This is a genomic window from Vallitaleaceae bacterium 9-2, assembly GCA_038396585.1.
Lineage (GTDB): Bacteria > Bacillota > Clostridia > Lachnospirales > Vallitaleaceae > UBA1351.
Map to the genome: position 1 here is coordinate 3061486 of CP121691.1, position 26962 is coordinate 3088447.

Here is a 26962-nt window from a genome sequence, read left to right on the forward strand (position 1 = left end):
TGCGTGTTCTTTCTATTTATTATTCCAGCTGTTCTTCCATAGCTTGTGCAAATTCTTCCGGAGTTAAGTTTCCAATATATAATTCTTGCAACAATGCCAAGTATTCTCCTGCATCACTCGCTTCCATTAATGTATCAAACCATAATGTAAACGATGTCGCACTTGTTGCATATTTTGCCACTTTTTGAACTAACGGTTTAATCTCGCTTTCATCATAATCAACATTCCACGCTGCGACACCAGCCCCATCAAGGTATGCATATTTGGAAATACTTCTTGTTAATTCAAACACAGCATTACCTGCAATCTCAGGATGTTCAGTCGATGCAGCAACCATCAATGTATCCGAAGCTCCTCCCATAAAATCTGTAATCTGTGCATTGGCATCATTAAGAACCGGAATAGGTGCCAAATCAAAATCTTCTGGAGTCTCAGCATCTGTATAGATTGAACCTGCCATCCAACTTCCAGTGATATACATCGGTACCGTACCATTATAGAATAGTTGGCTGGCTTCATCATTTGACAGACCTGCAGCCCCCTCAATTAAAGCTCCCATTTCAATTAACTCCACCAAACTTGCCGATGCATTAATAAAATCCGGGTCATTATATGTACCACTGGTTTTTGTTAATACATTATGCACTTTTTCAGGTCCTGCTGATTTTAGCGTCAATGCATCGTGTGTCATCGCAAGAACCCATGTATCTTTTACGCTGATTCCAATAGGTGTAATTCCATCCTCCAAAAAGGCTTGATTAACCATTTTCCACTCTTCAAATGTTGTCGGTGCTGTTAAGCCACGTTCGTCAAACATTTTCTTATTATAAAACAATAAAGATACGGGTGTTGAAAATGTTGAACCATAAATTTTTTCGTTATACGTTGCATTTCCAAGGGCTGCTACATTCAACTCATCTGAAAACTCCGTATAGTATTCATCTAAAGCCAAGACTTTCTCTGCTTCCACAAATGCTTGAGAAAATCCTCCGCCCCATGTAAAGAATATATCTGGCAAATCATTGGCAGCAACTGCTGTTTTGATTTTTGTCTTATAGGATTCATTCTCAAAGGTTTCATGTACAATCTTAACCCCTGGATGTGCTGCTTCATAATCTGCAATTGCTTTCGTATATGCAGGATTAAATGCATCACTTTCTGTAGCAATACTCCAAAGTGTCAAGGTTACTTCTTCTTCGCTATCTAACTGCTTTTCATCATTTTTAGATGTATCCTCAGCCACACTTGCGTCATTGGATCCTTCAGTCTTTGAAGCGTTATCCGTTGTATTTCCACCACACGCTGTCAGCGATGCCATAAGTGTAAATATCAAAAAAATCCCCGTTATTTTTTTTGCAAAACCTTTCATAAAACTACCTCCATTTTTATTTATTGATTTTAGCTACATACATATTATAAGAAAAATCCCCTCCCACGCGAACGGATAATCATTGCTACAATAGGTAATATTTTTACCCACCTTTTATTTTAATGTTTCTCTAATTGCATTCCAAGATAAATATACGTATAATAAGAAATACTTACAAACAAATTAAGGCAGGTATTCAAATGATTGAACTATTAAAAGTAATTTTTCTTGGTATTGTTGAAGGAATCACCGAATGGTTACCGGTCAGCAGTACAGGTCATATGATTCTCGTGGATGAATTCATAAAACTTGATGTCAGTCCACAATTTATGGAAATGTTTCTTGTTGTTATACAACTTGGTGCCATTATGGCTGTTGTTGTCCTTTATTTTAACAAACTGCTTCCCTTTGATTTTACACGTCAACGTGAACATTTTATAAAAAAGGATATCATGATTCTTTGGCTAAAAATTTTAGTCGCCTGTATTCCCGCTGCAATTATAGGTATTCTCTATGATGATATTATTGATGAACTCTTTTACAATTATCAAACCGTCACATTCACATTAATTATTTATGGTGTATTATTTATCATTATTGAACGTCTTCATAAAGGAAAACAGCCCAATATCACAACATTAGCCCAGCTTTCCTATAAGACAGCACTCTTAATTGGTATTTTTCAATTACTCGCGCTTATTCCCGGAACTTCACGTTCAGGGGCTACCATCATCGGAGCAATGATTCTTGGTTCTTCCCGTGTCATTGCTGCAGAGTTCACTTTCTTTTTAGCTATTCCTGTTATGTTTGGTGCCAGCCTATTAAAACTGGTCAAGTTTGGATTAAACTTTAGCAGCTATGAATTAATCATCCTGTTTACAGGCATGCTTGTCGCTTTTGTCACCTCCATTCTTGCCATAAAATTTTTGATGGGATATATCAAAAAACATGACTTTAAAGTATTTGGTTATTACCGTATAATTCTAGGTTGTATTGTATTTATTTATTTTCTTTTTTAGCTATATCGCATCGTAAAGAGGTCAGCTTGACCTCTTTTATTTTTATATTTACACGAACATAAGTTCGTGTTATAATGAATTTATATTCCAATATATTAATAATTTTTAGGTGATTACTATGAAAACAATAACCAAACCCATAGAAATGATTAGCTGGACTGAAAAAGACGGCAAAATCCATCCTTTGCGCTTTAAGATTGAAGCCAATGATGGACAACAAGTTGTCTATAAAATCCGAAAAATATACACACGTGATATCGATAAAATAGCTGGTAATCAAGTGTATTGCTTTACATGTGAAATTGTGGCTAACAACACATTACGCATATGTGAACTTAGGTATAATTTAAATAGCTGCTGTTGGTATTTATTTAAGTTATAGAATCAATCTATAGTACAAAAAAAGTAGATGTATTAGCGCTTTTAGCCTTAACACATCTACTCTTTTCTATTCTAATAATTAATCTATTATTCTTCTATACTATCTAAAAATGTATATCCTGATACAGCTTCAAGTTGCGCCACCGCTAGTTGATAGTTACGTTGCATATTAACTAAGTTTGCTTCCATACGCTGTTGTGTCAGTGCAATACTATTGAGGGTATGGCTTGTAATAAATCCTAATTCCATACGTAATTGTGCACTACGATAGCTCTCATTGATAAGATCAACACCTTTTTCAAGTGCTTCAATTCCTTGGGTGATACTATCAAGGTTTTGATATGCTTGAACAAGTTTTTTCTCTTGGGCGAGTTTTGCCGCTTCATATTGATATGTAGATTTTTCATATGCTTGTTTTGCTTCTTTATGCACAAACACATTTTCCGGGTAAAATCCACTTGTAACTTCAAATGTTGTTTCTGCAATTTTGTGGCTCATTTGTGCTCCTAATACAGAAGGATGATTCTCTTCCATATATGCTTGAAGTACAGATAATTCCGGTACTTCAATTGTTTTTGTCTCTAATGTTTCTTCAATGATCCATTCTTTATCCAGGTCTTGATTAAGGAGCATATTCAAATCCATCATTGTATTATCAAATGCTAATTTTGCTTCTAATAACTCCGATTCTTTTGTTGCTACCTCTGACTCTGCTTCAAGCACATCTGTTTTTGCAATTTGTCCAAGCTCGAATCGCTTATTCATAAACTCATAGCTTTCTTTGGCTTGTTCTAAGTATTTTTCTGCTAACTCATAATTGCTCTTGGCATGAATCACACTTGCATAAGTCGACTTAACTTGAAGTTCTATACCTATGATTTGAACATCATAGATGCTTTCTGCCAAGGATTTCAAGTAATCTTTTTGAACTTTAGCTAATTCCACACCAAGATCCGCATCATAGTTTCCTGTTGCAAAATCGATATCTGCTGTATCGAGAAGTTTACGACGATTTAATAATGATTCTTCTTTTTCAATTCCTGCTATTTTCACATCAAAGTTGTTCTCCATAGCAAGCTCAAGCGCTTTTTCAACCGTTAAGACTTCCGGCTCAATCTTTATCTCTTCTGCTTTTACCGGTAATAATGTGGATGCCGTTAACACGAGAATTAACATGGATGCTATGGCTATTTTAATTCGTTTCAAATCAAGGGCTTTACTTTTCATCAAATCTCTCCTTATTTTACAATGTCAATATAATAGTTAATTGGATCCCATTCCACAACGTAGTCCAACGTCTCTGCCAGCCAACGTAATGGAACCATTGTACGTCCATCGACAATTTCAGGGGCTACTGAAAGTTCAGATACTTCACCATCAACAGTCGTTGTTGTTTTTCCAATATAAAGTTCAATGTTCTTATCCCCTGTTGATGTCACTTTTTCCACTGTTGGGTCCCATTCTATTTCTTGACCCAGCGCTTCTAAAAAATTTCGCATGGAGACAAGGGTATGTCCATTACGAATAACAGGCTCCACATCAAAACGAATGTTTTGTCCATTTAAAAACACCATAACTTTATCCGGCTTTTGTATTACCGGGGTCTCACGTACTTCATTTTTTATTTCTGTTGCACCAATATTTGTACTTAACCAAAGTGTTCCATCACTCTCTAGTGCAACATCATAAATATAATTATTTGGGATGGGGGTATTGGTTGCTTTATATTCAACAAGTGTTCCTGCCGTGTCAATCTTTAACAGTCCATCTCCCCATGTTGCCGCATAAATATTTCCTTGTGCATCTTCTGCAATAGATTTCACAGAGTATTCCCATATTGAACCTTTTTTATATATGGTCCATTCATCTTCATTCAATATAGCTAAGCCATTTACTGTACCAATCCATACAGCGCCATCACTTGCAACATATATGTCGTTCACACGGTTTGAAGGCAGCTTTGAATTATTCGCATTATAAAGCGTCCATTCACCTTCTGCATCAAGATATGCGATACCACCAATATCCGAATAGTTCGGATGCATTGCAAACCATGTTCCACCATGACCGTCAAGTGCAATCTGAGTTATATCTGTACTCGGAATTTTTGAATTCGTCGGATTATAATTTGTTCGGTTTCCTTGTGCATCAATATAATAGGCTCCATAATTGGTTACACCATGCCAAACGCCACCATTATCATCTGCTGCTAGACTTGTCACCGTCTCGCCGTAGACCGCATTATTGTTCATATAATATTGATCCCACTGGCCATCCGTTTTAAAGACGCTTACGCCTGTATTGGTTCCAAAATAAGCATTACCATTGCTATCTATTGTCATACAGTTAATATAATTATTGATTAATCCATATGGTGTCTTTTGATATGTCGTCCATTGGTCTTGTGAATCAATCCGTGCAAGACCTCCACCTCCGGTTACAATCCATACACCATCTTCAAACGGATAAACTTCAACAACTTTATCCACTGTCAGTAAACTGTTCATACGAGTATATTGATTTGACACACGATTTGCCAAGCCATAAACCGGCATTGAACTTACCAGCACAAAAACTAACATAAACGCAACTATTTTCTTCATTCTCCACATCCTTCTTTCTACACACTGTTCAGTGTTTGCATAGGTTCAGTTTACTTTTTTATCAAAATACTGTCAATAGTTCTAACCATTTCTTAATAAAAATACTATAATTACCCATTCATTATTCTGTCTCGAATTTAAACCATTCTCGGTCTAAGACATTATAATCTTCATCTTCAAACACTTCATCTAAAATGATGACATAGTAATATGTATCTCTGTCTAGACGCTCTGTTGGTTCCAACGTAATCACTTCATGATCCCGGTCCAGATATCCTTCAAAGTCAATCCTTTTACCGCGTATGCTTCCTCGACGTATCTCAATGAGTTCATCCAGATCATTTTCTCGAAGCTTCTCTCCGTCGGTTCTAAAAATCGTCTGATTAAAGTCAATCTCAATTTCTATATCTCGATCAACATTTCTCGCGTTATTTTTTGGATAAATATCAATATCCCAGTCTCTTTTTTGCGTCTCACCCGTTCTAAACTGTGATATAATCTTATCATTTTCATTCCCATCTCTATCTTCAATCACTTCGTCCAAAAGGATAATATAGTAATCTTCATCTTCTATAAGTTCATATTCAGGAATCAATTTTATACTTTGATTATCTCCTTGAAGCGTTCCTGTATAACTAACATGACGTCCTTTTGATCGATCACGCCGAAGTTCAATGAGGTCTTTAATGTCTTCATTGTAAATCGGCTCTCCATCATCTAAAAATATAGGTTCATCAAAAACAATCCAAATCTCTGTATCTGTCGCCACATTGTCTTCATCATCACTTGGTGAAAACACAGGAATGGGGGCACTATCATCTTCTGCAAACCTAGGTGGACGCCGAAGGCTAATCGAATGCTGCACATCAAAGGGCTCTGTCTGATATGTAATATAGTTTGACTGAGCATGCATGGTAATCACTTTCCCTAAACCTTCAAAGGATACTGGACTATTGACCATAGCTTCTTCAATAATTGTTGCCTGTTCTTGGAAAATCACTGAGTCCTTGGCACTTGAATGTATACGCATACTTTCAACACGCCCGGCTTCCAAACGAAGGATAGCCTCAGATTCTATACGAACTGTATCCACTTTACCTCTAATATATGTTGGTTGTTCATCAAGTTTTTTTCCGCTAAGAACAATCTCTTGTATTCCTGCACCTGTTAAAGTGTCATCTTGAACCGTTCCTCCATAAGGAATTATCACTTGCTCAATCGTTGTATTCCCTGTTAACCGAATGCTCGATTCTCCAGAAGAATTATCCAGCCAAACTCGCTGAATTTTTGAGTCATGAAAAACAACCTCACTTTGCTGATCCGACTCAACATATACATCTCCTAAACTAACCATTCGATCAAAAAAGATGTCCCCTTCGTCAATATCTTCATCTACTGTTATCTTTCCTGTAAAGATAATATTTGACTCTAAGTCATCGACTTCATTGATATACTGATTGTAGGAATTCAGGCGTTCCCCATTTAAGAACTTCACGATGGATACACAAGCTTCTGCTCGCGTCAGTGGATCTTCCGGGCGAAAGCGTCCTTGTTCATCTCCTATCATATAGCCTTTATCCACAACAGCCATGGCACTTTCTTTGGCCCAAAGCGCTATCGCTGCATCATCTGAAAATCGCTTCATACCTATATCTCTTTGATAAAAGGGCATTAAAGTATGGTACACAACCGCTGCTTCCTGGCGTGATATATTCCACGTTCCTCGAAACGTAAAATCATCATAGCCTTGCATATATCCTGCTGCAACCGCTCTTGATGCATCATAATAATACCACTGATTCATACTAAGATCTGAAAACACTAATTGTGTGGTTTGTGTCAAGCGTAATCCACGGTTAATGATTTTCGCCAATTCACTACGTGTAACTGGGGCATCCGGACGAAAAGTTCCATCTGAATACCCTGTTACAATACCTTTATTTACTGCTGCTTTAATATAATCTTTTGCCCAATGGTTCGTAATATCTGTAAATTCACTGTAACTATAGCTTGGTTGAATCGTAAGAGCTAGCACGATAAGGCTTAATATGGCCACTCTCACTTTTTGTCGTCGAATGTATTGCATAACTTCTCCTTTACAATTTTCCCAAAAATTATTATAATTATTAAAGATGCTCCCATGGCTCAGTCGGTAGAGCGATTCACTCGTAATGAATAGGTCAGCGGTTCGATTCCGCTTGGGAGCTTTTTTGTTTATACATCATAAACAGTTCCTCTGTGGTTACTTTAAAGGGATAATTTTTTAACTTTGCTTGGTTACTCATCATCTGCTCAGCATATCTTTGCATCTGCTCTTGTGTTAAATTCAATCCCGGCAATAGGGAATCTATTTTACGCTCAAACTCTTCAATTGTCTCCATATTCAAGTAAGTTAACAACTGTTTTACTTTTTCTTGATTTTGATATAAGCGCAAATAGCTGCTCGTCAAAATCCCATTAGCATGTCCATGAGACAGCCCGTGATGATATGTCAAATAATATCCCATCCCGTGAGGCAAACTTGTGCCTGTTTGAGATATAGCGATTCCGGCAAATGTAGACGCTTCAATAAAATAGTTCATATGTGTTTCGTCAATATTTTCCGCATTAATTCTTGGATATCCTTTTGCCCAAAGACGAAGCCCTGCTTCAACGATTCCATCACTGTACGCTGTCGCATTCGTATTTAAATAGCTCTCAATCAAATGCGTAAGTGCATCAATACATGTATGTACACGCACTTTAATGTGCATCGTCAAAAAGTACCGTACATCTATAAACGCAATCTCAGGAAAAATCTTACAATTAAAATTACGTTTGGTCTGCTCTTTATGTACCGTCAATATCGAGTAGGGTGTTACTTCGCTTCCTGTTCCTGCAGTCGTTGGTATGGCAATCACCGGAAGCGCTTTTGCATTAGGTGTCTCAAATAAAACCTTTTCAACCGGTATATTAGGGTTTTTTAAAAGTACCCCAATGGCTTTGGCCGCGTCTAAAGGTGATCCGCCACCGACCCCAATAACAAACTGTGCTGCCTCATAGGTTTTTGCCCCTTTGACAACATTTTCAATAGATGGGTTTTCTTCAACGTCATCAAAAATACGATAATCTATATCCAGCTGTTTTAGAATTTCTTCAACATCTCGAAGCGACCCGTTGATTTTTGATGAATGTCGTCCCGTTACAATCAACGCACGTTTTCCATATTCACGTAGTAACTGTCCTTTTTCTTGTATAATCTCTTTGCCATCGAAAATTTTTGTTGGCATATAAAATTGCATCATAAACAAAACCTCCTTGCTATATTCTTCATTATAGCATATCTTCTAGCACCTTAGTGCAATCCATGTTAAAATAAATATAAATGCAGGTCGAGTAAAGGAGAGATGCGAAATGTTTAACTTACCCCCTTGGATGTGGGCAATGATTGGCCTCATCACCATATGTATTGTATATATCATCCTTCGTCAAACATTAAAACAAATACTAAAAACCGAAAAATCAAAGGCGATTTTATTAGCTGTTCTTAACTGGTCAACCCTCTTTATTCTTATTACCTATGCATTAAACTATTTTTCTGAATCCCGTTGGTTATTTGATCCTTTTTTTACTTCAGGGAGTTTTTCAGTTTCGATTTTTCTGGTTGCTGTTGCCATATTTATTGTTGCGCTGGCTTCGCGTATTTCTGTTCTTTCAAAAACATATATCCTCCCAAGCATTTATGATAAGTATAATCTTGAAAAGGGCATACGTTTTACCTTTAATAGTGTCTTTCATTATACCCTTCTCCTTATTGCCATATTAGCTGCACTTAGCACTTTAGGAATCCGCCTAAGCAGTCTAACCGTCTTTGCCAGTGTCTTGGGTGTCGGTATCGGTTTTGGAATGCAAAACATTGCCTCCAACTTTATCTCAGGACTCATTATTCTTTTTGAGCGTCCCATTAAAGTAGGCGATCGTGTCATTGTCGATAATATCATCGGTGATGTTGATGAAATTAACATGCGAGCAACCATTGTCAAGACTCTTGATAATGAACACATCATCATTCCGAACTCTTTTTTTCTAGAAGAAAAAGTCATCAACCGTTCTTACAGCGATACAAGGCTTCGCCTCGTTATTCCTGTTGGCGTTGCATATGAAAGTGATGTTGAACATGTAGAACAACTTTTACTTGAAGCCGTTCGCGACGTCAGTGAAACTTGGACCACAATATTAAAATCTCCAAAACCGTCTGTTCACTTTGTCAGTTTTGGAGATTCATCTCTTGATTTTAAATTATTCGTATGGATTGACAACCCTATCCATGAATTTCAAATAAAAAGCGCCTTACACTTTATGGTTTTAAAAAAATTCCGTCAGCACCATATTGAGATTCCTTTTCCTCAACGCGATATCCATATGCGCTCTTAATATAAAGAGCGTTTTTTATACAATCGCATACGAGCCTCCCCCTTGTTCCTTGACTTTATACATTGCTTGATCACTTAACTTTACATACTCTTCAAGAGAATAGCCACTGCTAAGATCATAATGGGCAATACCGATACTTGCACTTAATTTATATTGTTTATCACTACTTTCTTCAACAATCGTTACTTGATGTAGCAAGCGTTTTGCCGCTTTTTTTATGTCCTCTTCTTTATGCAGATTCAAAAGAATAATAAACTCGTCCCCTCCATAGCGAATAATAATATCATCGCTTCTTACAGATTGTCGCAACCGTCGACTAATCGTCTGAAGAATATAGTCGCCTTCATCATGCCCATATGTGTCATTAATAAGCTTAAATCCATCTAAATCTAAAAACAAAACATATAACTCATGGGCTTTTAATTCTTCAAATGACTCCTTGCTCAGCTCATCAAAATACAAACGATTATATAACCCTGTCAAAGGATCTATCATGGCACTCATAGCAAGAAGTTCATTCTCCTTGATTTTGCTGACAAAACTATTAAGGACGATTCCGGTTCCACCAACAACGCCATTAAAAATAGCAACCGGAACATAGGATATCGGCTCTCCTAGAAGTTCTAGAACAAGCGCCAGTAAAAAGTTTACTAAAATCAAGAAAAACATATTCCTAAGAAAGCGATTATACCAATGATGGCGAAAGGATATCATCATTAATCCAACAACACTCAAAAAAGCAATCCACAAATACACTTCTAAAAATTGACTATATATATCATGGTCACTCACCCCGACGAAAAACGCAATAAAAACACATACCGTAAAAACCACTTTTTGAATCCAGCGCTTTTTTAAATAAGGGGTACGACTAAGGATAACCAATATAAAAACAGGTAAAATCATATAACCACTCATATATTCCAATCGTACAAGTAAATTCCATGATATTCCTGAACCTAAGTACATGATCGGTCGACTTGATGTTACCAATAATCGGGTAAACATAATCATTAATAGCATCGCAAGATATATGACACCTGAATCATACTTAATAATAAAGTAAAAACTAACCAGAACTAAAAAAATCACTAAAAACCCTAATAAAAACGCGACATCCACAACACGCTTGTTATAATAATTGTTAAAGATCAAGTCCGGCTTGCCAATGTGCATTGGAGACCAAAACAAGCCATCCCTATACTCGTAATTGCTAATCTCAACGACAAGTTCAAGGCGACCATTTGCATCACTATAGATTGTGCCTGCTTTTGGCTTCCACTGTGGGATGTGCGTCGTAGGATATTCAGACATCACGCCATTTGAAAACACCAGATGATTGTTTGCATATAAATTAAAAGCTGTCACTTGGCTGCCAGAATATATCCCATAGGCTGTATTCGCTTTTAATCCGCTAACCTCTAAAACATAAGTTCCATATCGATAAAACTGCTTATTTTGTGTTGTTTTTTTGTTTTCAGGAATAGAAATAAAGGCATACGCATCTTCTGGCGTAATCTCATCCTTGCGCCTCCCATCATAATACTTCCACTCACCATTTAGTTTTGCAATAATATCTTGGGTATCAATTTTTTCCAAAACAATCGCACCTTGCGTCGCTTGAGTATCCACAGTAAGCGCACTTCCATCTTGTATAAGATAATAACCTGCATAGGTTAAAAACATGCATAAACCAACGAATATTAAGGTAAATCTGTATCTCCTCTTCATCTATAATCTCCTCATCAACTCTTTCATTATAGTGTATTAATTATATCACTATAATGAACTTCGGGTCTATAAAAAAGCAAAATTTTTATGGAGTTCACTTTCCTCTAGAATAACAAAAGATGTACCCGGAAGCCTCTCCCAGATACACCTGATCTATATTTTTCTTATTCTATTTTTTTGTCTTAGTCCAAATGTCCTACAATCAAATAAATTGTTCCATGACTTAAATGTACCGGAATCCGATAAAGAGTATTTTTGGGTCGTACGATAGCATCGGTTACATGGGTTGGCGGTTTAAGCGTGTATTCAATGTCTTGGTCGGACAAGTTAACTGCAAAAAGCCCAGTTGTTACATTTAAGAATTCTTGACATGCATCAATGGCATATTCATCAAAAGCTTCAAATGAAGTTGTCGCATATTTTTCCGCTAGTGTCAAAAAGACTTCTTCAGATCCTCCAACCGCTGTGAAAAAGGTATCTTCTCCAACAAGATACTGTGATATCAAGTGTGGATATTCTAATTCATCAATACGCTGAACCCGATCAATGCTCACATGGGTATCTACAAATCGAATGAGGTTCTTAACAAAAAGTGTAACAAACTCAATATAAAACTGTTGTACTTTTTCTTCTTTTTCAAATGTCATAAAGGCAGTTGCTACAACATGTACATCTCCATTACGTATTGCTTCAAATTGGTCATCATTAAGACCATATTCAATCTTATAAAGATTAATCTCTTGTTCAAATGCTTCTAAGCTCATAATCCCTTCTTCAATAAGCGTCTGTGCAAGAACTAGGCGTTCTGACTTTTGCTCTGCCAAAAGTATTTCAAGCTGTTCTTCTGTTAAATACCCTTGTTCAATCGCAACCTCTCCAAAATACTTGTCCATAAACGCTTGCTTATCATGAACATTCTCCACTTCTTTTGCTGTCATATACCCCAAGTTAATGGCTAGTACACCCAGCTTGAGGTTTTTGGTATGCATCACTTCAAGCACACGTTTCATATCTTCCAGCTGAACTCGCCCTTTATTTAACAAGTAGTTACCAAAAAAAGCACTAAACATTATTCTACCTCCTTCAGATGTGATTGAATAACGACTTTCAATCGTTCATCTTCCCATGGCTTCTGAACAAAATCAATCGCTCCAGACTTTAACGCCTTTTGAAGGTTTGATTTTGTTCCAACAGACGACAGCATAATAACCTTTGCATTCGGGTCTTTAGCCATAATATGTTCAAGTGCTTCCAGTCCATCCATAAACGGCATCACAATATCCATAAACACAAGTTCGGGCTTGTTGCTACTATAAAGCTTGACCGCTTCTTCTCCATTGGTTGCTTCAATGATTTCACACTCAATAATAGACTTTAACGACTGAATAAGTTTTTTTCGTACTGTTATCGAATCATCACATAATAAAATTTTCTTCTCCATGTTAAAACCCTCCTATACACTTATTATACCATATCTTCAGGTTTAGAAAAATAATATCCTTGTATAATCTTATACCCAATGTCACGAATGGTTTGATACTGTTCTTCCGTTTCAACCCCTTCTGCAACAAGGCGTAATTCAAACTCTTGCGCCAAATCTTTAAGGGTTTTTAACATTACCTTTCCTTTAGCGTTGGATACAATGGAGTCAATGAGCATCTTATCGATTTTCACCTCATTCACTTCAAGATTGACCAGATAATTTAGGGCAGAATAGCCTGTTCCAAAATCATCCAGAGAAATCTGTATACCTACTTCACGTAACGGATGTAAAATTTGGTTCACCTTTTCAATCCCATTTATAGCTACACTTTCTGTAATCTCAAAAATAAGTTGACTTCCCTTAAAATTATGTTTTTGCAATAAATGTTCAACATCTAGCAAAAAGCGCGCATCCATTAAATATGTCGGCTCAATATTAACTGAAACAGTAATATCCGCTTCAAATTTTTGGGTCAGCTTAGCATAATCTAGCATCACTTGATTAAGTACAAAGTATCCAAACTCACGATGCAATCCGATTTGATCAATAAAATTAATAAATTCTCGTGCTGATATAGGGCCATATGTCTTGGTCGACCACCTGGACAAAGCTTCTAAACCAACCACTTGATGTGAATCTACATGATTTTGAGTTTGATACAGCACTTTAAAATTCGAAAAATCAACTAAGTCTTTTTTAAGTTGTTCCATTAAATACGTATCACGTTTTAATTTTTCCTCAAACTCTACATTATAAGCCATGATATTCTCAGCTTTTGAATACTTGGCATATGTCATGGCTAAGAGGGCTTTTTGATATGTCCCTTCAAAACCTCCATCTTGTTGTGTATGTTGTGCATACCCAAGGTAATACCCTAATAGATTGGATAGATTCTCATCTTCGAACGCTTGCATAAGTTGCTTGTCTATGCGATTTAGTGTGTTCTTCAACTGTTCTTTCCTAGGTATCCATATAATAAATTGGTTTCCTTCTGCTCGAGCAAGCAGTTCGCCGCTTGTATTGGTCTCTTGAATGTATTGTGTTGCACGTATTAATATACGGTCTCCAATCTTTGCGCCATACACCGAATTAATGATATGAAGGTTTTTAAAACTTAAGACAATAATCCAACCGACTAACGGCTGTTTTTCTTGGCTTTCTTCTATGAATTGAGTAAAAGCCATGTAATTTGGCAAATTGGTCAATTGGTCATAATACGCTAATTGATTAGCATAAGCCATCGAGGATTCTAGCGCATGAATTTTTTCTAAAAGCTGGTTGCGGATGGCATATGCTGCAAAACGAAAGATAAATACAAAGAGGCTTACCAGTAAAATTTGGATGATCCATATGCCCGCATGCATTTTAGTTGGTGTCAAAAAGCCTGTTTTCCACGACCAAAACCATAGCCCAAAAAGGCTCAACACTGAAAGCACCGCGATGACAAAGCTTTGTTCCTTTTCCAACAAAAGTATCGCCATTCCATTGCTAACAAGAATAAGTGCAATTGCACCACTTGAAAAGCCACCATCGGTAAACGATATAATCCCTATCGCCATTGCCATGGCAATAACAATGCTTACTTTGACTTCACGGCTCAAGCGTCGGCGATTTAGATATACGACTAAGAGCACCAATCCGACAATCCCATCAATATATACAAAATAGTTCGGAATATCTGTAAAAGCTATTGCCAAAGCAGAAAGCCATGAAATCACAGTTGCATAAGGTAAAATCCAATCAAACTTTTCTTCAATCCGCTGATAAATTCGTTCATCATACTCAACTACCTTCATCGCTTCCCCCCTTTTCCCAAAGAAAAAACTAAGCAATATAAGTATATCATAACCCATTCTAAAACCTTAATCAAATTTTAAACATTTTTTATAATTTTCGTGTTATTATTTTATTTATCGGCTCAGAAAAATAAAGCTACACATTCTATTTGACACAAAACTATGCTTTACGAAAGGATCTTTTACTATGAAAAAAACTAAAAAGTTTCGTAATCAACTCACCCTAAAAATCAGTCTCTCTATCGTTATTGTCTTTAGCATCATTAGTATGGTTTTTACAAATTTTGCATTTTCTTATATTACTTCCCTAGCACAAACCGGTTTTGAGTTAACCGCTAACACAATTCAATCCATGGTCAGCACTTTGGACTTCTCAAAAATATGGGAAGAAGGCAGCCCACAGAGCCAAGAATTTGCATTACTCAAAGATGAGTTTCATAACATGCATGATTCCGCCAAAGACCTCTCCAACCGATTAATGATTATCACGGAAAAAGATGGGGAACTCGTCTACCTATTTGGTGCTGATGAAAACAAAAATTATGAAACAGGTGAGCTCGTTGTCGCTCCTTCTAAAGAGCTTTTAATGGCTTTTGATACGGGGGAAATTCAAGCTACAGATTTTGGAAAAGAACATATTCTCAACGGGCATACGATTGATTTTTACTTCCCACTAGAAGACAGTCAAGGGCGATTAGCTGTAGCCTTTGTCAGCTTGTCTACGACAATCATTCGCTCCATACTCATGGCCTTATCAACAATTCTTGGTGTACTGCTTTTACTTATTGTTCTTATTCTCGTGGTTCTAATTCGCTTTATCGTCAAGAAAGAAACCCGTGATCTTGAACGTCTCGTAACCAAAACAGGTGAGGTTGCCAATCTAAAAGGTGACTTAACCCAAAGAATTCAAATCGAAAGTAATAATGAAATCGGGCATTTGTCAACAAATATGAATCAGTTACTTGATACCATCCACAATTTTATGTTAGTTATTCAAACGACAACGCATCGGTTAGTCCAAACCAGTGTTCAGTTTGGAAAAATCAACCACGTGATTCAAGAAAATAGTTCCCTCATCCAAAACGCTATTGCCCACGAGCGAGAAATTGAAGACCAACTTATGGCTTCTACTCAAGAAGTCTCGAGTCAAGTTGTTGAAATTAATGACACCATTGCTCAGGTTGCACTTCATGCTCAAGAAGTAACAGAAGAAGCATTAAAAGCATCCGAGCATGCCTATACCGGAAAAGAAACAATGGCCTCTATGAAAATGTCCGTAAAAGATACTGTTCGACAAGTTCAAGAGACCAATACGCATGTGTTAAAACTTAAAGATCAATCCGACACCATTAACAGTATCGTCGATGCCATTACTGCTATCGCAGCTCAAACGAACCTCCTCGCACTCAACGCATCAATAGAAGCTGCTCGAGCCGGAGAACACGGAAAAGGGTTTGCTGTTGTTGCGAATGAAGTTCGAATCCTCGCTGAAAGTTCTGCAAAACAGGCCGATAATATTGCATCTCTCATCCATGAGATTCAAGACAGCATTCAAATAACTCGAACATCCATGGATGAAACCCAAGAAAAAATCTTGACGGAAATCGACCTAGTTGATCAAGTAGAGACAAAGTTCAACGGTATCTCAACATCCATAAATTATGTGACACAAAAAGTTCAAAGCGTGTATGCATCCACTGAGGAAATCTCTGCCGCTTCAGATGTCGTCACTGAAAAAATCTCTCAACTACAGGCTTTATTTGACAAAACCGAAGAATCTACGGCTCAACTTATCCATAGTATTGAAAGTCAAAATACTACTGCAAATGATGTTTCTTCTGAAATCGAAGCATTAAACCATATCACTCAAGAACTTACCGAGACCATGAACGAATTAATCTTATAAGCTCTAAGCACGCTCCAATCCCCATTTACGCTTACCAATAACCAAGGCAATACTTAAGAACGTCATCGCAAAAACAAGCTGTATTCCCATGCTTTGCAAAGGAATGACCAGTTGATCTGCCGTGATATTTGACATTTGACCAATAGTTTCATTGGCACGAACATACCAAAATACTGGTGAAAAGCTTGCAACCTTCAAAAGGGAATCACTTAGTAAAAATTGTGGCACAAACACGCCACTTAAAAAGCTAAGACCTAACGCTATCACATTGGCTACTGCATGAATGGCTGCTTTGCTTTTCACCAATGATCCAATAACAAAACTAATACCTAAGGCGCACAAGGTAAACACAAATGCGTTAAGCATAAACAATAGCATCATCACTGAAAGCTCACGTACTCCAAGAACAAATAAGGCCAAAAGAAAGAACGCATATACAACAAACGCAAAAACAATGTTTGCTAAAATATGTTCGCGAACAATGCGTCCAATTGGAATTGGTGAACTTGCATTTCGGTTCTTAATATCTGTATCATGGAGAATAAACATGGTAAAAGCGACTCCCAATATAAGGATGCTGAACAATCCATAGGCTAGGTAATTAAAGTATTGTATCGTAAAGTTACGCGTACTTTGATTGGATATCTGGGTCGTCACCTTTACCTCTATCTCCTCGGATAGATCATCTAACACCTTGTTCACAAGTAAGGATTCATCTATATCTTCCACTCCTACATATAATCGAGCCGTATTAAGGTATTGTTCAATGGCCAAATCAATATAATATGCATTGGTCGCATCCTCTATAACGGTCTTTTCCATGGTTTGAAAATTGCCTTGCATAAAGTTTTGTGTAAAATCACTGGGGATGCGAAGAATATAAATAACCTCTCTAAAGTAAAGTGCATCTTGAATCGCCTCTGTCTCATCATCTATATCTACAAATTCCGCCACATGACTCAGGTGCTCTGTTAAGCCTTGAATCAAGGGAGAATCCTCTTCACTAATAATAGTCATCGGAATTTTAGACTGGCTAAATGCAGGGTCTTCTTCTTTACTCATATTTGTTGCAAAAATTGCACTTATCCCCAAAAATATAATTAAATAAATTCCTAACGCCGGAAGATTGTGTTTTATTATACGCATACATAGTTTAAATACTGGCATATTTTCGCCTCCTCACATTCACATACGTTCCCAAAAAGAAAATAATGATAAAGCCAATAATATAAAAGATATTAATCCAATACCGATCTAGGGCATCAAACACATATAGGGCATAATAAGCATCTGCCAACAATCCAACTGGATTTAGAACCGTCAAAATAGGCATTTTCTGAGCAACGACATATTTCATTGAAAAATCCATCAATCCTGATAAAAATCCTCCCACTAGAGAAAGTACAGTTACAATAGCACCTTTCATATTCTCTGAAGTCTTAAACACTGTACCAATAAATGCTCCACCTAAGACTCCCATAATACTTCCAAGAATAGATGTTAAATAGATTAATCCTCCTCGCTCACCTAAGTCAATCGTTAAGACAAAATGTATGTATGCGAGTAAAACACTCATAATAACTACTTGAATAAGTATTGCCGCACTAATACTATAAAAGAAAGTTTTGATCTTATGAATCGGAGCTATATTAACGCGTGCCGCTAAATCCGATAAATCGGCTTGAATATCCACAGCTTCTCTTAATCCTAGATATGCCCCATACATGCATGTCATCGCAATAAGAGCAAAGAAAAACACAAGCATCGGGTCAAGTTCAGCTTTAGACGCCGAAACCTCTGTGGTAAATGTCTGTCGCGTCCCCACTTGCTCTAGCACCTGCTCTATTTGGTCAGGATGCTCTTGAGCAATCGTATGAACCGTTTTTACGGTTTGTTGATACTGGTTTAAGAACAACCGAACGAGACTCGCTTGTATCCCTGTTGTTTGAACAACAAAGGTCATATCACTTTCCATAAGTACGTAGCCGATAATAGTTTCATCCTTGAGCGCTTCTATGGCCAGCTTCTCTTCCATTTGCTTAAATTCAATCAGGTCTGTCGCACCTATAAGTTGGTCGACCTCTTGTGATTGTTCAGAGGCAACCAATCCAACCGGTATCTTATGGAAGGATTCTTGATTCCCGATATTATTCAGTGTGATATATAAAAGAGTACTTAATACAATTGGAAAAACAAAAATCCAAAACATATTATCCTTATCTCTTAGCAAACACTTCAATCGATACTTTAAAATGTGCTCATACATATTTTCACCTCTAATCCCTTAACTCTTTACCGGTTAATTCCAAGAAAACATCATTTAGTGTCGGCTTTTCCGAATATATTTTTCCAAATGCCATGTTCGACGTACGAATATGTTCTAAGATATGTTCCAAATTATTTGCCGCTTTATAAGAATGAATCGTCAACAAACTTTCTTCATAGCTGACGGAGGCAACATTTGGCAACTCACGAAAACTTTGAAGATGTTCATCCAATAAATCATAGAGTTCGATCGAGATTTTTTCTCCAACATCAATCATTGCTTTTAACGTTTCTTTGCTTCCCGATGCGATCGCTTTGCCCTTATCTAAAATCATAATCCGTGAACAAATCTGCTCGACTTCTTCCATATAATGGGATGTATAAATAATCGTTGCACCTTTTTTATTCAATTCTTTAATGCCTTCTAAAATTTTGTTACGACTTTGGGGATCAACAGCTACTGTAGGTTCATCTAAAAAAATTATTTTTGGCTTATGGGCAATGCCACATGCAATGTTCAACCGTCGAAGCAAGCCTCCACTAAGTTTTTTCGGAACAAATTTTTCATATTTTTCCAATCCAACAAAAGCAATCGCTTCATCTACCAGTTTTTTCTTTTCCTTTTTATTGGGTACATACAGACCACAAAAATAATCGACATTCTCACGTACTGTCAGCTCATTAAACACTGCCACATTTTGCATCACAACACCAATATCTCTTTTTGCTTTATAGTTTCTAGGTGTCATCTGTTCTCCAAAAACTTCTATCTCTCCTTTATCATAGGATAGCAAAGAGAGTATGCAATTGATTGCAGTGGTTTTACCTGAACCATTTGGTCCCAACAATCCAAAGATTTCTCCTTCTTTAACATCAAATGACAAATGGTCAAGAGCAACCAAATCGCCATACCGTTTAACTAAATTATTAACTTTAATAATCATGTGTAACCTCCTTCAACCTTTCATACTTGTATTGTAAGTTTTTTTTGCTATAATTGTAAGTGTCATGTATCAGTAGTTATATGACAAATGTCACATGTGAGGTTAAGGTATGCATATATTAGATATTATTGATAAACTCATCTTATTTTTATTAAGTCTAACCATATATATACAAATTCTTGGAACAACCGATATACTATCCCTGCTTATTATTGTACTTGCCGCTTTGACTTGTGCCGCTTTATTAGCCTATACAAACAAAGCGTTTTTTCATCATTCAATTATTTTTGCATATTTTCTTTTTTGTTTGTGGTCACCTGCCGCCCTATTTTTTTTACCGGTTATCGTCTATACTTGGTTTTTTTCATATTCACATTGGCTTCATCTACTGACACTTATCCTTTTATCCACAGCCTATCCGCCGTATGGTCTTGTAACATTTTTTGTTTTATGTTCTATGACCCTTGTCACAGCTCTTATCAAATACCGTACATATACAATCTCTAATCAAACCATCCGCTATCGTAGCCTTGAAGATCACGCACGTGAGTTAAACTATACGTTAAAGCATCAGCATCAGGAACTTCTAAAAAGCCAAGATAGTGAAATCTATCATGCAACGTTAAACGAACGCCATCGTATTGCACGTGAGATACATGACCATGTAGGACATGTTCTTTCAAGAGCATTGCTTCAAATCGGAGCTATACTCGCGATCAATAAAGACACCACCTTAACCGAGCACTTAAACGCTTTACGAGTTACCCTTAATCAAGGTATGGATAACATTCGTTCAAGTGTCCATGATCTTCATGATACTTCAATTGATATTGAAGCATCTATTCGTAAAATCATCGCTGACTTTACTTTTTGTCCGATTCACATGGATATCCACATCACTAGCCCAATGCATCAAGCCATTAAGTTTGCTGTGATAGCAATTGTAAAAGAGAGTCTTAACAATATCATAAAACATAGCACTGCAACTCAAGTCACTCTACGCTTACGTGAACACTACGCTTTTTATCAATTGGTAATCTCAGACAATGGACACGTGACAGATGTTGACCTTGATCAAGGCATTGGCCTACGAAATATTCTTGAACGTATCGAAAAACTTGGTGGACATCTGAATATCGATACCGATAATGGCTTTCAACTTTTTATCACCCTACCTCGAGAGGAGCCCACAACACATGATTAAGCTACTTATTATTGATGACGATAAACTCGTCGCTTCATCCCTACAAACTATACTCAGTCAAAGCCCTGATATTGATGTCATTGCTCTTGGACACAGTGGTGAGGATGCGATTAATCTATATCATGAACATCTTATTGATGTCATCTTAATGGATATCCGTATGGAAAACATGAATGGTCTTGATGCCGGTTCAAAAATTTTATCAGAAGACATCAATGCAAAGATTCTTTATCTAACAACATTCCTTGATGATGAATATATTATCAAAGCTCTGCACATAGGGGCAAAAGGTTACCTTCTTAAACAAAATTTTGATAGTATTATCCCTGCTATTCAAGCCGTAGCAACAGGACAGCGTGTCTTTGGTGAAGCTGTCGCCGATAAGCTGCCTGACCTTTTACAACAAAAAAGCCCAAGAACATTTTCTGACTTAGGCTTATCTGACAAAGAAATACAAATAATGACATGTGTTGCCGATGGGCTCTCCAATAAAGAAATTGGCGCTACGCTATTTTTGAGCGAAGGAACGGTTCGTAATTATATCAGTAGTATTTTAGATCGTCTACAACTGCGCGACCGGACACAGTTAGCCATTTTTTATTATCGAAATCAATAGTATATCTTTTGTCTATTAGAGGAGCCCTTGACGTCAAAAACGATATCTGTTATTCTTATCTAAGAATAATTTTTATTAGACTTTTATTCTTACAGGAGGTGGGCAAATGTTAAAGTGGGCTCTATTTTTTTTAATCATATCATTTATTGCTGGAATATTTGGATTTAGAGGCGTTGCTTCAACAGCAAAGTCAGTGGCTAAGATTCTCTTTTTCATTGCAATTGTTTTACTCATTCTGACATTACTTTTTGGAAAAGCCTTGTTTTAAATAGTGTTTTTAATTATATATTAAAAAACAGGTCTATGAATAATAAATCATAGACCTGTTTTTTTTACATTTAATTGCAGTATATTTATTCCTTTTTATTTTTTTCACTTTTTTTGCTGCTTTTTGAATTAACAACTTCTTCTTCTCGATCTATCAATGCATGATCATGGACGACAGAATTGATAACCTCATTAATAATATGGTCTTCACGAACTTCTCTTACTTTTCTGCGCACCACTTCTTCAATCTCAAATTCTTGTTTAAGTCCTGCATTAAGTGAATATACCATCATCAATAGTATAATTGCAAAGGGAAGCCCTGTAATGATAGAGGCCGTCTGCAGTGCAGTCAATCCGCCACCAATAAGCAACGTCGCAGCAACCACACCTTCCATTACTGCCCAAAAAACACGTTGTGGCACAGGAGAATCCAGCTTTCCACCCGATGTCAAGTGATCGACAACCAAGGAGCCTGAATCTGATGATGTTACGAAAAATACCGTTACTAAAATAACGCCTACCAAAGATAAAATACTACTAAAGGGCAGCGCATCCACCATTGCAAAAAGTGCTATGGATGCATCAACTTTAACAGCTGATATTATATCGGCTATACCATTTGTCTCTTGAAATATAGCTGAACCTCCAAATACTGACATCCAAAAGAAAGACAGCAGTGACGGTATTAACATAACACCTAGAATAAACTCTCGCACAGTTCTTCCTTTCGATATTCTCGCAATGAACATTCCGACAAAAGGTGACCATGAGATCCACCATGCCCAATAAAATATTGTCCATCCCCCTTGCCAGTTCGTATCGCGAAAGGTCTCTGTCCATAAGCTCATCTCAATAAAGTTGGAAACATAATATCCAATATTTTGAGTAAATCCACTCATGATGTAGACCGTTGGACCTGCAATCAAAATAAATATCAAAAACACACCTGCTAATATCATATTGATTTCACTGAGACGTTTGACGCCTCCATCAAGCCCCATAACAACAGAGGTCGTTGCCAATGCTGTGATTCCTATAATCAGTCCCACTTGAATCGGAATACTAATCTCTATACCAAATAGATGATTTAATCCTGCATTCACCTGGGATACACCTAATCCCAAAGATGTTGCTAAACCGGTTAAAGTTGCAAGCACTGAAAGTACATCAATAAGATTTCCCCAAAACCCATAGATTTTATTACCGATAATCGGATAAAATACTGATCGAATCGTGAGCGGGAGTCCCCTATTATACGCAAAGAAAGCTAATCCTAAAGCAACCACTGAATAAATTGCCCATGGATGTATTCCCCAATGGAAAAAGGTTGTTGCCATAGCTGCTTGAGCCGCTTCCGGTGTACCTGCTCCCAATCCTCCAAACATCGGAGAAGGTTTATTCAAATGTGAAATCGGTTCGGCTACACTCCAAAACAATAGCCCAATCCCCATTCCGGCACTAAGAAGCATTGCATACCAAGCAAACTTAGTAAATTCAGGTTGTGCCTCTGCACCACCAATCTTTAAATTTCCATATCGCCCAAAGGCAAAAAACAACGCCGCAACGACAATAATATTGGCCGCTGCAATCATAAACCAACCTGCATTTTTTGTAATATGAGCTAATGCTGAATTAAACAAATCTTCAGCTTGCCCTGGAAATAATAATGTTCCCGCAATGAAAAGAACGAGAATAAGCGCAGAAAACATGGTCACTTGAGGATGGATGTCAAACCCATAGCCTTCCCAATTATTTTCACCTGGTTCTTGTCGGCCAGCTTCATCAAACAATGATACTGTTGGACGAATCTGCAATCCTTTAAATGGCTTTCGATTTTTAATCGCTCGCTTACGAGCTTCCCGTTCGGCCTTTTGTAGCTTTTTTGCCAAATGTTTTGCAGATGCTAATTCTTTCTTCTTTTCTTCGTTCATATAAAACCTCCATTTTTTCTAATCTCTAACCACCATAGCTTCTTCTGAGTCACCATTAACATGATTAAGATATCGTGCTAACTGGAAAAAATAGTCTGATAAACGATTTACATATTGATAGTCTAGTGTAAAGTCCAATTCATGAATTACTTTTGCAAATACGCGCTCACAGCGTCTTGTTACACTGCGCGTCACTTGAGCATAGGTTGCCGCCTCATTACCACTAAAATGAATAAAACTATGTAATTCACCTGTTTTTTCAGTATATGAATCAATGGCTTTTTCTAGGCGTTCGATCATTGTATCTGTAATATAACTTGCTTGAAATTGCAGTGAAACATCACTGCCGATTCGAAACAGACAATATTGAATCCATTCCAAGATGTCATCAATATCTTTTTGTTTTGTTACGCGTTGATTGAGGCTTCGCAGATGCCCAATATGAGCATTAAGCTCATCGACATGTCCTTGCAACTCAATCCATAGACTACCTTTCCACAGCTTTTCACCCTTAACATTACTTGTATATCCCTTGTCTCCGGCTTTTGTATATATTTTCATATATTTGTCCTCCTTATCGCAACTTTCCATAGTATATATCCAATACATATGCTCAAAAAAGCAATGCCAATAAGCATGCTACTTGAATTGATGACAAATGCTTGTCCTAATACAAATATACCACTAATAATTGATGCTAGTATAAACAAAGTCAAGTTCTTTCCTTTTTGATCTTGAGGGTTATACTTTTCACTAAACGGATATTTTGTATCTAGCATAAAGATATTGATACTTATGATAATCATGGCAAGACCGACTTGCAAACCAAGATATGCAAATCCCATTAGGCCTGATATGTAATAAAAAAGAATTCCTATGCATAAATACACAGGCAATATATAACTAATGATGAATCCTTTTATAACCCCTCGAAGCATTTCACTGTGTTGTGTAAATGGTGCAACTTTATAAATCCATGCTCCTCGATAACTTTCGCTATATTTAATATTAACCAGCAAACTAATTAAAAAAATAGGTGTCATATAAAAATACATTATTATTGTTTCATTCCCACGAATCTGAATACTTTCCCCATACTGATTCATGACACCAAAAATGATAGGAAAGCCTATTGCAAAGACAATTCCCGGATACATTCTTAGCTTTGTCTCTCGTTCTTTTGTTAATATCTTGCGACTAAATAAGACAAATGCTTTTTCCGTATCGGTCTGACTTACGAGTGAAGCTATGGCATATACAAGTCGCTCTCGCAGTCCTTTCTTGCTATGGCTCCCAACTCCGGATTCATTCATTTTACTTAAATATCCTTCAAATCTTGGTGCAATCCACCGTACATAAAAAAACAATAATAATATTGGAACTGTAATACCTAATATAGCCATCACGAACACGACTGTCTGAGCCCCTTGGTCAATAAGAATTGATAGAGGTGCTGCAAACCACATCGGAGGTACGAAGACATGCCATAGTTTAACTGTAAATTCAGCAGATGTCAAGGCAGTCACATTGATCATTCGCGGGACAATTTGGTATCCAAGCGTAATAGTAACAGTAAATAGCACCTGAAATATCGTAATAAAATCTTTTAATTTTTCACCATTAAAGAAATGTAAAAGCAGTACATATACACACGATGTCAATACAACTGAAAAGACACTCATAAGTATACTCATCAAAAAAAGTAATGCTCCTGCGCCTATTCCAAAACGCATTCTAATGACGACAATAGATGGCAGAGAAAGCTCTAAAAGTAAAACAAGTACATAACTAAAAATATGTATGAATCGACCTAGAGATAAGGCTTTTTTCTCTATCGGTCGTGTCAAAAACATCACTTGATCACGCGTGTCTAACAATACCGTCGAATAATCCGAAATCATCGAGGAAAGAAGGAAAAATAAAATCAATGTAGTGTATAAAGACATACTCAAATGTACTGACTCCGTCATTAAAAGAATTGGTATCAGCATGACACCAAAAAAAATATATATAATATGTTGGGAGAATCGACTCTTTTTTTTCCCTTTTTGCTCATCCGTTTGCTTACCTAACTCCATAACCGATGTTCGTCGTTGGTCTAATGTAAACTTTAGCCACAAAACATGATAGACTTCGTCATAATTGATGCCCATATATTCGATGATTTTTTTGAATGGTTTAAGTATACGCAACTGTTTTAACTGTTCCATAGTTCTTCCCCACTTGATTTCCCACTTGATTCTTCAGTTATTGTTTCAATAATTGCAGTTGCAATCAACTCATGATTGTCAGCGCCTGTTACTTTGTTAAACAACTCCTCAAGAGAAGCATAATGACTTGTTGCACTTAATGTCTCAAAAGCACCATCTGCTGCAATAACACCTTGATCAATCAATACAATACGGTCACTGATTTTCTCAACAACATCCATCATATGCGACGAGTAAAAAACCGTTTTGCCGCGCTGTGCTAATTGATGGAGTAATTCTTTAAAAACCATCACACTATTCGCATCAAGACCTGCAATAGGCTCATCCAAAAATAAGATATCCGGATTATGGATGATACTTGCAATAATCAGAATTTTTTGCCGCATTCCTTTTGAATATGATGATATACGTGAGTGAACCACATCCTCTAAGCTAAATAATTGCATCAGGCGCATAATACGTTCTTCAACCACGTCTTTGTTCAAAGCATAGAGCTCCCCAATAAAACTCAAATACTCATAACCTGTCAATGTATCGTAAATCTCTCCTGCTTCCGGTACATAACCAATGCGCCGCTTATAAGAAGCATCTGTTTTTCGAATATTCTCTCCAAATAAGTACACCTCTCCTTCAAAAGCTTCAATTAAACCTAACATGATTTTAACTGTTGTGCTCTTTCCTGCACCATTGGGTCCAATATATCCTATGACTTCGCCTTTTCCAATAGACAAATCAATTCCTTTTAACACATCTTTTGTACCAAAGGATTTTCTCAATCCCTTAATCTCAATTAAACTCATCCCTAACAACCTTCCTCTCTACTT

General features: G+C 36.9%; 23 protein-coding genes and 1 tRNA gene. 8 read left to right on the top strand and 16 right to left on the bottom strand.

Annotated elements, in window-relative coordinates; genetic code table 11:
* Window positions 1–19: 19 nt before the first annotated feature.
* A complete protein-coding gene (locus QBE53_14075; protein WZL80914.1) occupies window positions 20–1369 on the bottom strand; it encodes an extracellular solute-binding protein in 1350 nt (449 codons plus the stop codon).
* A gap of 194 nt (window positions 1370–1563) precedes the next feature.
* Here QBE53_14075 and QBE53_14080 point away from each other — a divergent pair, with 194 nt between their 5' ends.
* Together QBE53_14080 and QBE53_14085 are read left to right on the top strand one after the other, a co-directional pair.
* Window positions 1564–2388, top strand: a complete 825-nt coding sequence (locus tag QBE53_14080; protein WZL83320.1) for an undecaprenyl-diphosphate phosphatase — start codon at window positions 1564–1566, stop codon at window positions 2386–2388.
* A 118-nt stretch (window positions 2389–2506) separates the two neighbouring features.
* Window positions 2507–2770 (top strand): hypothetical protein, encoded by a 264-nt coding sequence (locus tag QBE53_14085; protein WZL80915.1) that lies wholly within the window; start codon window positions 2507–2509, stop codon window positions 2768–2770.
* Between the two features lie 86 nt (window positions 2771–2856).
* On the opposite strand, the gene QBE53_14090 is transcribed toward QBE53_14085, so the two are convergent.
* From QBE53_14090 to QBE53_14100, 3 genes are all read right to left on the bottom strand, one after another.
* A complete protein-coding gene (locus QBE53_14090) occupies window positions 2857–3996 on the bottom strand; it encodes a TolC family protein (protein WZL80916.1) in 1140 nt (379 codons plus the stop codon).
* A gap of 11 nt (window positions 3997–4007) precedes the next feature.
* Window positions 4008–5372: a stalk domain-containing protein gene (locus QBE53_14095; protein ID WZL80917.1), complete on the bottom strand. Its 1365-nt coding sequence runs from the start codon at window positions 5370–5372 to the stop codon at window positions 4008–4010.
* Window positions 5373–5493: 121 nt separating this feature from the next.
* The gene (locus tag QBE53_14100) at window positions 5494–7458 is read right to left on the bottom strand and encodes an S-layer homology domain-containing protein (protein WZL80918.1); all 1965 of its coding nucleotides are present in this window, start codon (window positions 7456–7458) and stop codon (window positions 5494–5496) included.
* A gap of 48 nt (window positions 7459–7506) precedes the next feature.
* Here QBE53_14100 and QBE53_14105 point away from each other — a divergent pair.
* Window positions 7507–7579, top strand: a tRNA-Thr gene (locus QBE53_14105).
* Here the strand turns inward: QBE53_14105 and QBE53_14110 are convergent.
* Complete coding sequence (locus tag QBE53_14110) at window positions 7553–8656, bottom strand: iron-containing alcohol dehydrogenase family protein (GenBank protein ID WZL80919.1); 1104 nt, start codon at window positions 8654–8656, stop codon at window positions 7553–7555. The two genes, QBE53_14105 and QBE53_14110, sit on opposite strands and share 27 nt — an antisense overlap.
* Before the next feature lie 109 nt (window positions 8657–8765).
* On the opposite strand from QBE53_14110, the gene QBE53_14115 reads away from it, so the two are divergent.
* Entirely contained in the window at window positions 8766–9785 is a 1020-nt protein-coding gene (locus QBE53_14115) for a mechanosensitive ion channel (protein WZL80920.1), read from the top strand.
* A gap of 15 nt (window positions 9786–9800) precedes the next feature.
* Here QBE53_14115 and QBE53_14120 read toward each other — a convergent pair whose 3' ends face one another.
* The 4 genes from QBE53_14120 to QBE53_14135 form a co-directional block, all read right to left on the bottom strand.
* The gene (locus QBE53_14120; GenBank protein WZL80921.1) at window positions 9801–11516 is read right to left on the bottom strand and encodes a diguanylate cyclase; all 1716 of its coding nucleotides are present in this window, start codon (window positions 11514–11516) and stop codon (window positions 9801–9803) included.
* A gap of 182 nt (window positions 11517–11698) precedes the next feature.
* The gene (locus QBE53_14125) at window positions 11699–12586 is read right to left on the bottom strand and encodes a hypothetical protein (protein WZL80922.1); all 888 of its coding nucleotides are present in this window, start codon (window positions 12584–12586) and stop codon (window positions 11699–11701) included.
* Window positions 12586–12957, bottom strand: coding sequence for a response regulator (locus QBE53_14130; protein WZL80923.1), 372 nt, complete (start codon window positions 12955–12957; stop codon window positions 12586–12588). The genes QBE53_14125 and QBE53_14130 overlap by 1 nt, the downstream gene beginning before the upstream one ends.
* A 23-nt stretch (window positions 12958–12980) precedes the next feature.
* Window positions 12981–14795, bottom strand: a complete 1815-nt coding sequence (locus QBE53_14135; protein WZL80924.1) for an EAL domain-containing protein — start codon at window positions 14793–14795, stop codon at window positions 12981–12983.
* A 187-nt stretch (window positions 14796–14982) separates the two neighbouring features.
* On the opposite strand from QBE53_14135, the gene QBE53_14140 reads away from it, so the two are divergent.
* Entirely contained in the window at window positions 14983–16701 is a 1719-nt protein-coding gene (locus QBE53_14140) for a HAMP domain-containing methyl-accepting chemotaxis protein (GenBank protein WZL80925.1), read from the top strand.
* 3 nt (window positions 16702–16704) lie between these two features.
* Here the strand turns inward: QBE53_14140 and QBE53_14145 are convergent, their stop codons facing one another.
* From QBE53_14145 to QBE53_14155, 3 genes are read right to left on the bottom strand one after another with little or no spacing between them, the layout of a single operon-like run.
* Window positions 16705–17868: an ABC transporter permease gene (locus QBE53_14145; protein ID WZL80926.1), complete on the bottom strand. Its 1164-nt coding sequence runs from the start codon at window positions 17866–17868 to the stop codon at window positions 16705–16707.
* On the bottom strand, window positions 17855–18967 hold the full coding sequence (locus tag QBE53_14150) for an ABC transporter permease (protein WZL80927.1): 1113 nt from the start codon (window positions 18965–18967) through the stop codon (window positions 17855–17857). The genes QBE53_14145 and QBE53_14150 overlap by 14 nt, the downstream gene beginning before the upstream one ends.
* A 10-nt stretch (window positions 18968–18977) precedes the next feature.
* Window positions 18978–19910 carry an ABC transporter ATP-binding protein gene (locus tag QBE53_14155; protein ID WZL80928.1) on the bottom strand — a complete coding sequence of 311 codons (933 nt, stop codon included), beginning with the start codon at window positions 19908–19910 and terminating at the stop codon, window positions 18978–18980.
* Window positions 19911–20019: 109 nt separating this feature from the next.
* On the opposite strand from QBE53_14155, the gene QBE53_14160 reads away from it, so the two are divergent.
* The 3 genes from QBE53_14160 (at window position 20020) to QBE53_14170 (ending at window position 21998) form a co-directional block, all read left to right on the top strand.
* Window positions 20020–21114: a histidine kinase gene (locus QBE53_14160; GenBank protein WZL80929.1), complete on the top strand. Its 1095-nt coding sequence runs from the start codon at window positions 20020–20022 to the stop codon at window positions 21112–21114.
* Entirely contained in the window at window positions 21110–21730 is a 621-nt protein-coding gene (locus tag QBE53_14165) for a response regulator transcription factor (protein WZL83321.1), read from the top strand. Before QBE53_14160 ends, QBE53_14165 begins: the two co-directional genes overlap by 5 nt.
* A gap of 106 nt (window positions 21731–21836) precedes the next feature.
* The gene (locus QBE53_14170) at window positions 21837–21998 is read left to right on the top strand and encodes a DUF1328 domain-containing protein (GenBank protein ID WZL80930.1); all 162 of its coding nucleotides are present in this window, start codon (window positions 21837–21839) and stop codon (window positions 21996–21998) included.
* 85 nt (window positions 21999–22083) lie between these two features.
* On the opposite strand, the gene QBE53_14175 is transcribed toward QBE53_14170, so the two are convergent.
* Genes QBE53_14175 through QBE53_14190 form a run of 4 tightly spaced genes read right to left on the bottom strand, consistent with a single transcriptional unit; the run spans window position 22084 to window position 26938 of the window.
* The gene (locus QBE53_14175) at window positions 22084–23928 is read right to left on the bottom strand and encodes a BCCT family transporter (GenBank protein WZL80931.1); all 1845 of its coding nucleotides are present in this window, start codon (window positions 23926–23928) and stop codon (window positions 22084–22086) included.
* 18 nt (window positions 23929–23946) lie between these two features.
* Window positions 23947–24489 (bottom strand): cob(I)yrinic acid a,c-diamide adenosyltransferase, encoded by a 543-nt coding sequence (locus QBE53_14180; protein WZL80932.1) that lies wholly within the window; start codon window positions 24487–24489, stop codon window positions 23947–23949.
* Window positions 24486–26138: a hypothetical protein gene (locus QBE53_14185; protein WZL80933.1), complete on the bottom strand. Its 1653-nt coding sequence runs from the start codon at window positions 26136–26138 to the stop codon at window positions 24486–24488. The genes QBE53_14180 and QBE53_14185 overlap by 4 nt, the downstream gene beginning before the upstream one ends.
* On the bottom strand, window positions 26126–26938 hold the full coding sequence (locus tag QBE53_14190) for an ABC transporter ATP-binding protein (protein ID WZL80934.1): 813 nt from the start codon (window positions 26936–26938) through the stop codon (window positions 26126–26128). Before QBE53_14190 ends, QBE53_14185 begins: the two co-directional genes overlap by 13 nt.
* Window positions 26939–26962: the final 24 nt, after the last annotated feature.

Coding starts and splice junctions, on each gene's coding strand:
- QBE53_14075 (WZL80914.1), bottom strand. CDS start 1,369: ATGAAAGGTTTTGCAAAAAAAATAACGGGGATTTTTTTGATATTTACA.
- QBE53_14085 (WZL80915.1), top strand. CDS start 2,507: ATGAAAACAATAACCAAACCCATAGAAATGATTAGCTGGACTGAAAAA.
- QBE53_14090 (WZL80916.1), bottom strand. CDS start 3,996: ATGAAAAGTAAAGCCCTTGATTTGAAACGAATTAAAATAGCCATAGCA.
- QBE53_14095 (WZL80917.1), bottom strand. CDS start 5,372: ATGAAGAAAATAGTTGCGTTTATGTTAGTTTTTGTGCTGGTAAGTTCA.
- QBE53_14100 (WZL80918.1), bottom strand. CDS start 7,458: ATGCAATACATTCGACGACAAAAAGTGAGAGTGGCCATATTAAGCCTT.
- QBE53_14110 (WZL80919.1), bottom strand. CDS start 8,656: ATGATGCAATTTTATATGCCAACAAAAATTTTCGATGGCAAAGAGATT.
- QBE53_14115 (WZL80920.1), top strand. CDS start 8,766: ATGTTTAACTTACCCCCTTGGATGTGGGCAATGATTGGCCTCATCACC.
- QBE53_14120 (WZL80921.1), bottom strand. CDS start 11,516: ATGAAGAGGAGATACAGATTTACCTTAATATTCGTTGGTTTATGCATG.
- QBE53_14125 (WZL80922.1), bottom strand. CDS start 12,586: ATGTTTAGTGCTTTTTTTGGTAACTACTTGTTAAATAAAGGGCGAGTT.
- QBE53_14130 (WZL80923.1), bottom strand. CDS start 12,957: ATGGAGAAGAAAATTTTATTATGTGATGATTCGATAACAGTACGAAAA.
- QBE53_14135 (WZL80924.1), bottom strand. CDS start 14,795: ATGAAGGTAGTTGAGTATGATGAACGAATTTATCAGCGGATTGAAGAA.
- QBE53_14140 (WZL80925.1), top strand. CDS start 14,983: ATGAAAAAAACTAAAAAGTTTCGTAATCAACTCACCCTAAAAATCAGT.
- QBE53_14145 (WZL80926.1), bottom strand. CDS start 17,868: ATGCCAGTATTTAAACTATGTATGCGTATAATAAAACACAATCTTCCG.
- QBE53_14150 (WZL80927.1), bottom strand. CDS start 18,967: ATGTATGAGCACATTTTAAAGTATCGATTGAAGTGTTTGCTAAGAGAT.
- QBE53_14155 (WZL80928.1), bottom strand. CDS start 19,910: ATGATTATTAAAGTTAATAATTTAGTTAAACGGTATGGCGATTTGGTT.
- QBE53_14160 (WZL80929.1), top strand. CDS start 20,020: ATGCATATATTAGATATTATTGATAAACTCATCTTATTTTTATTAAGT.
- QBE53_14170 (WZL80930.1), top strand. CDS start 21,837: ATGTTAAAGTGGGCTCTATTTTTTTTAATCATATCATTTATTGCTGGA.
- QBE53_14175 (WZL80931.1), bottom strand. CDS start 23,928: ATGAACGAAGAAAAGAAGAAAGAATTAGCATCTGCAAAACATTTGGCA.
- QBE53_14180 (WZL80932.1), bottom strand. CDS start 24,489: ATGAAAATATATACAAAAGCCGGAGACAAGGGATATACAAGTAATGTT.
- QBE53_14185 (WZL80933.1), bottom strand. CDS start 26,138: ATGGAACAGTTAAAACAGTTGCGTATACTTAAACCATTCAAAAAAATC.
- QBE53_14190 (WZL80934.1), bottom strand. CDS start 26,938: ATGAGTTTAATTGAGATTAAGGGATTGAGAAAATCCTTTGGTACAAAA.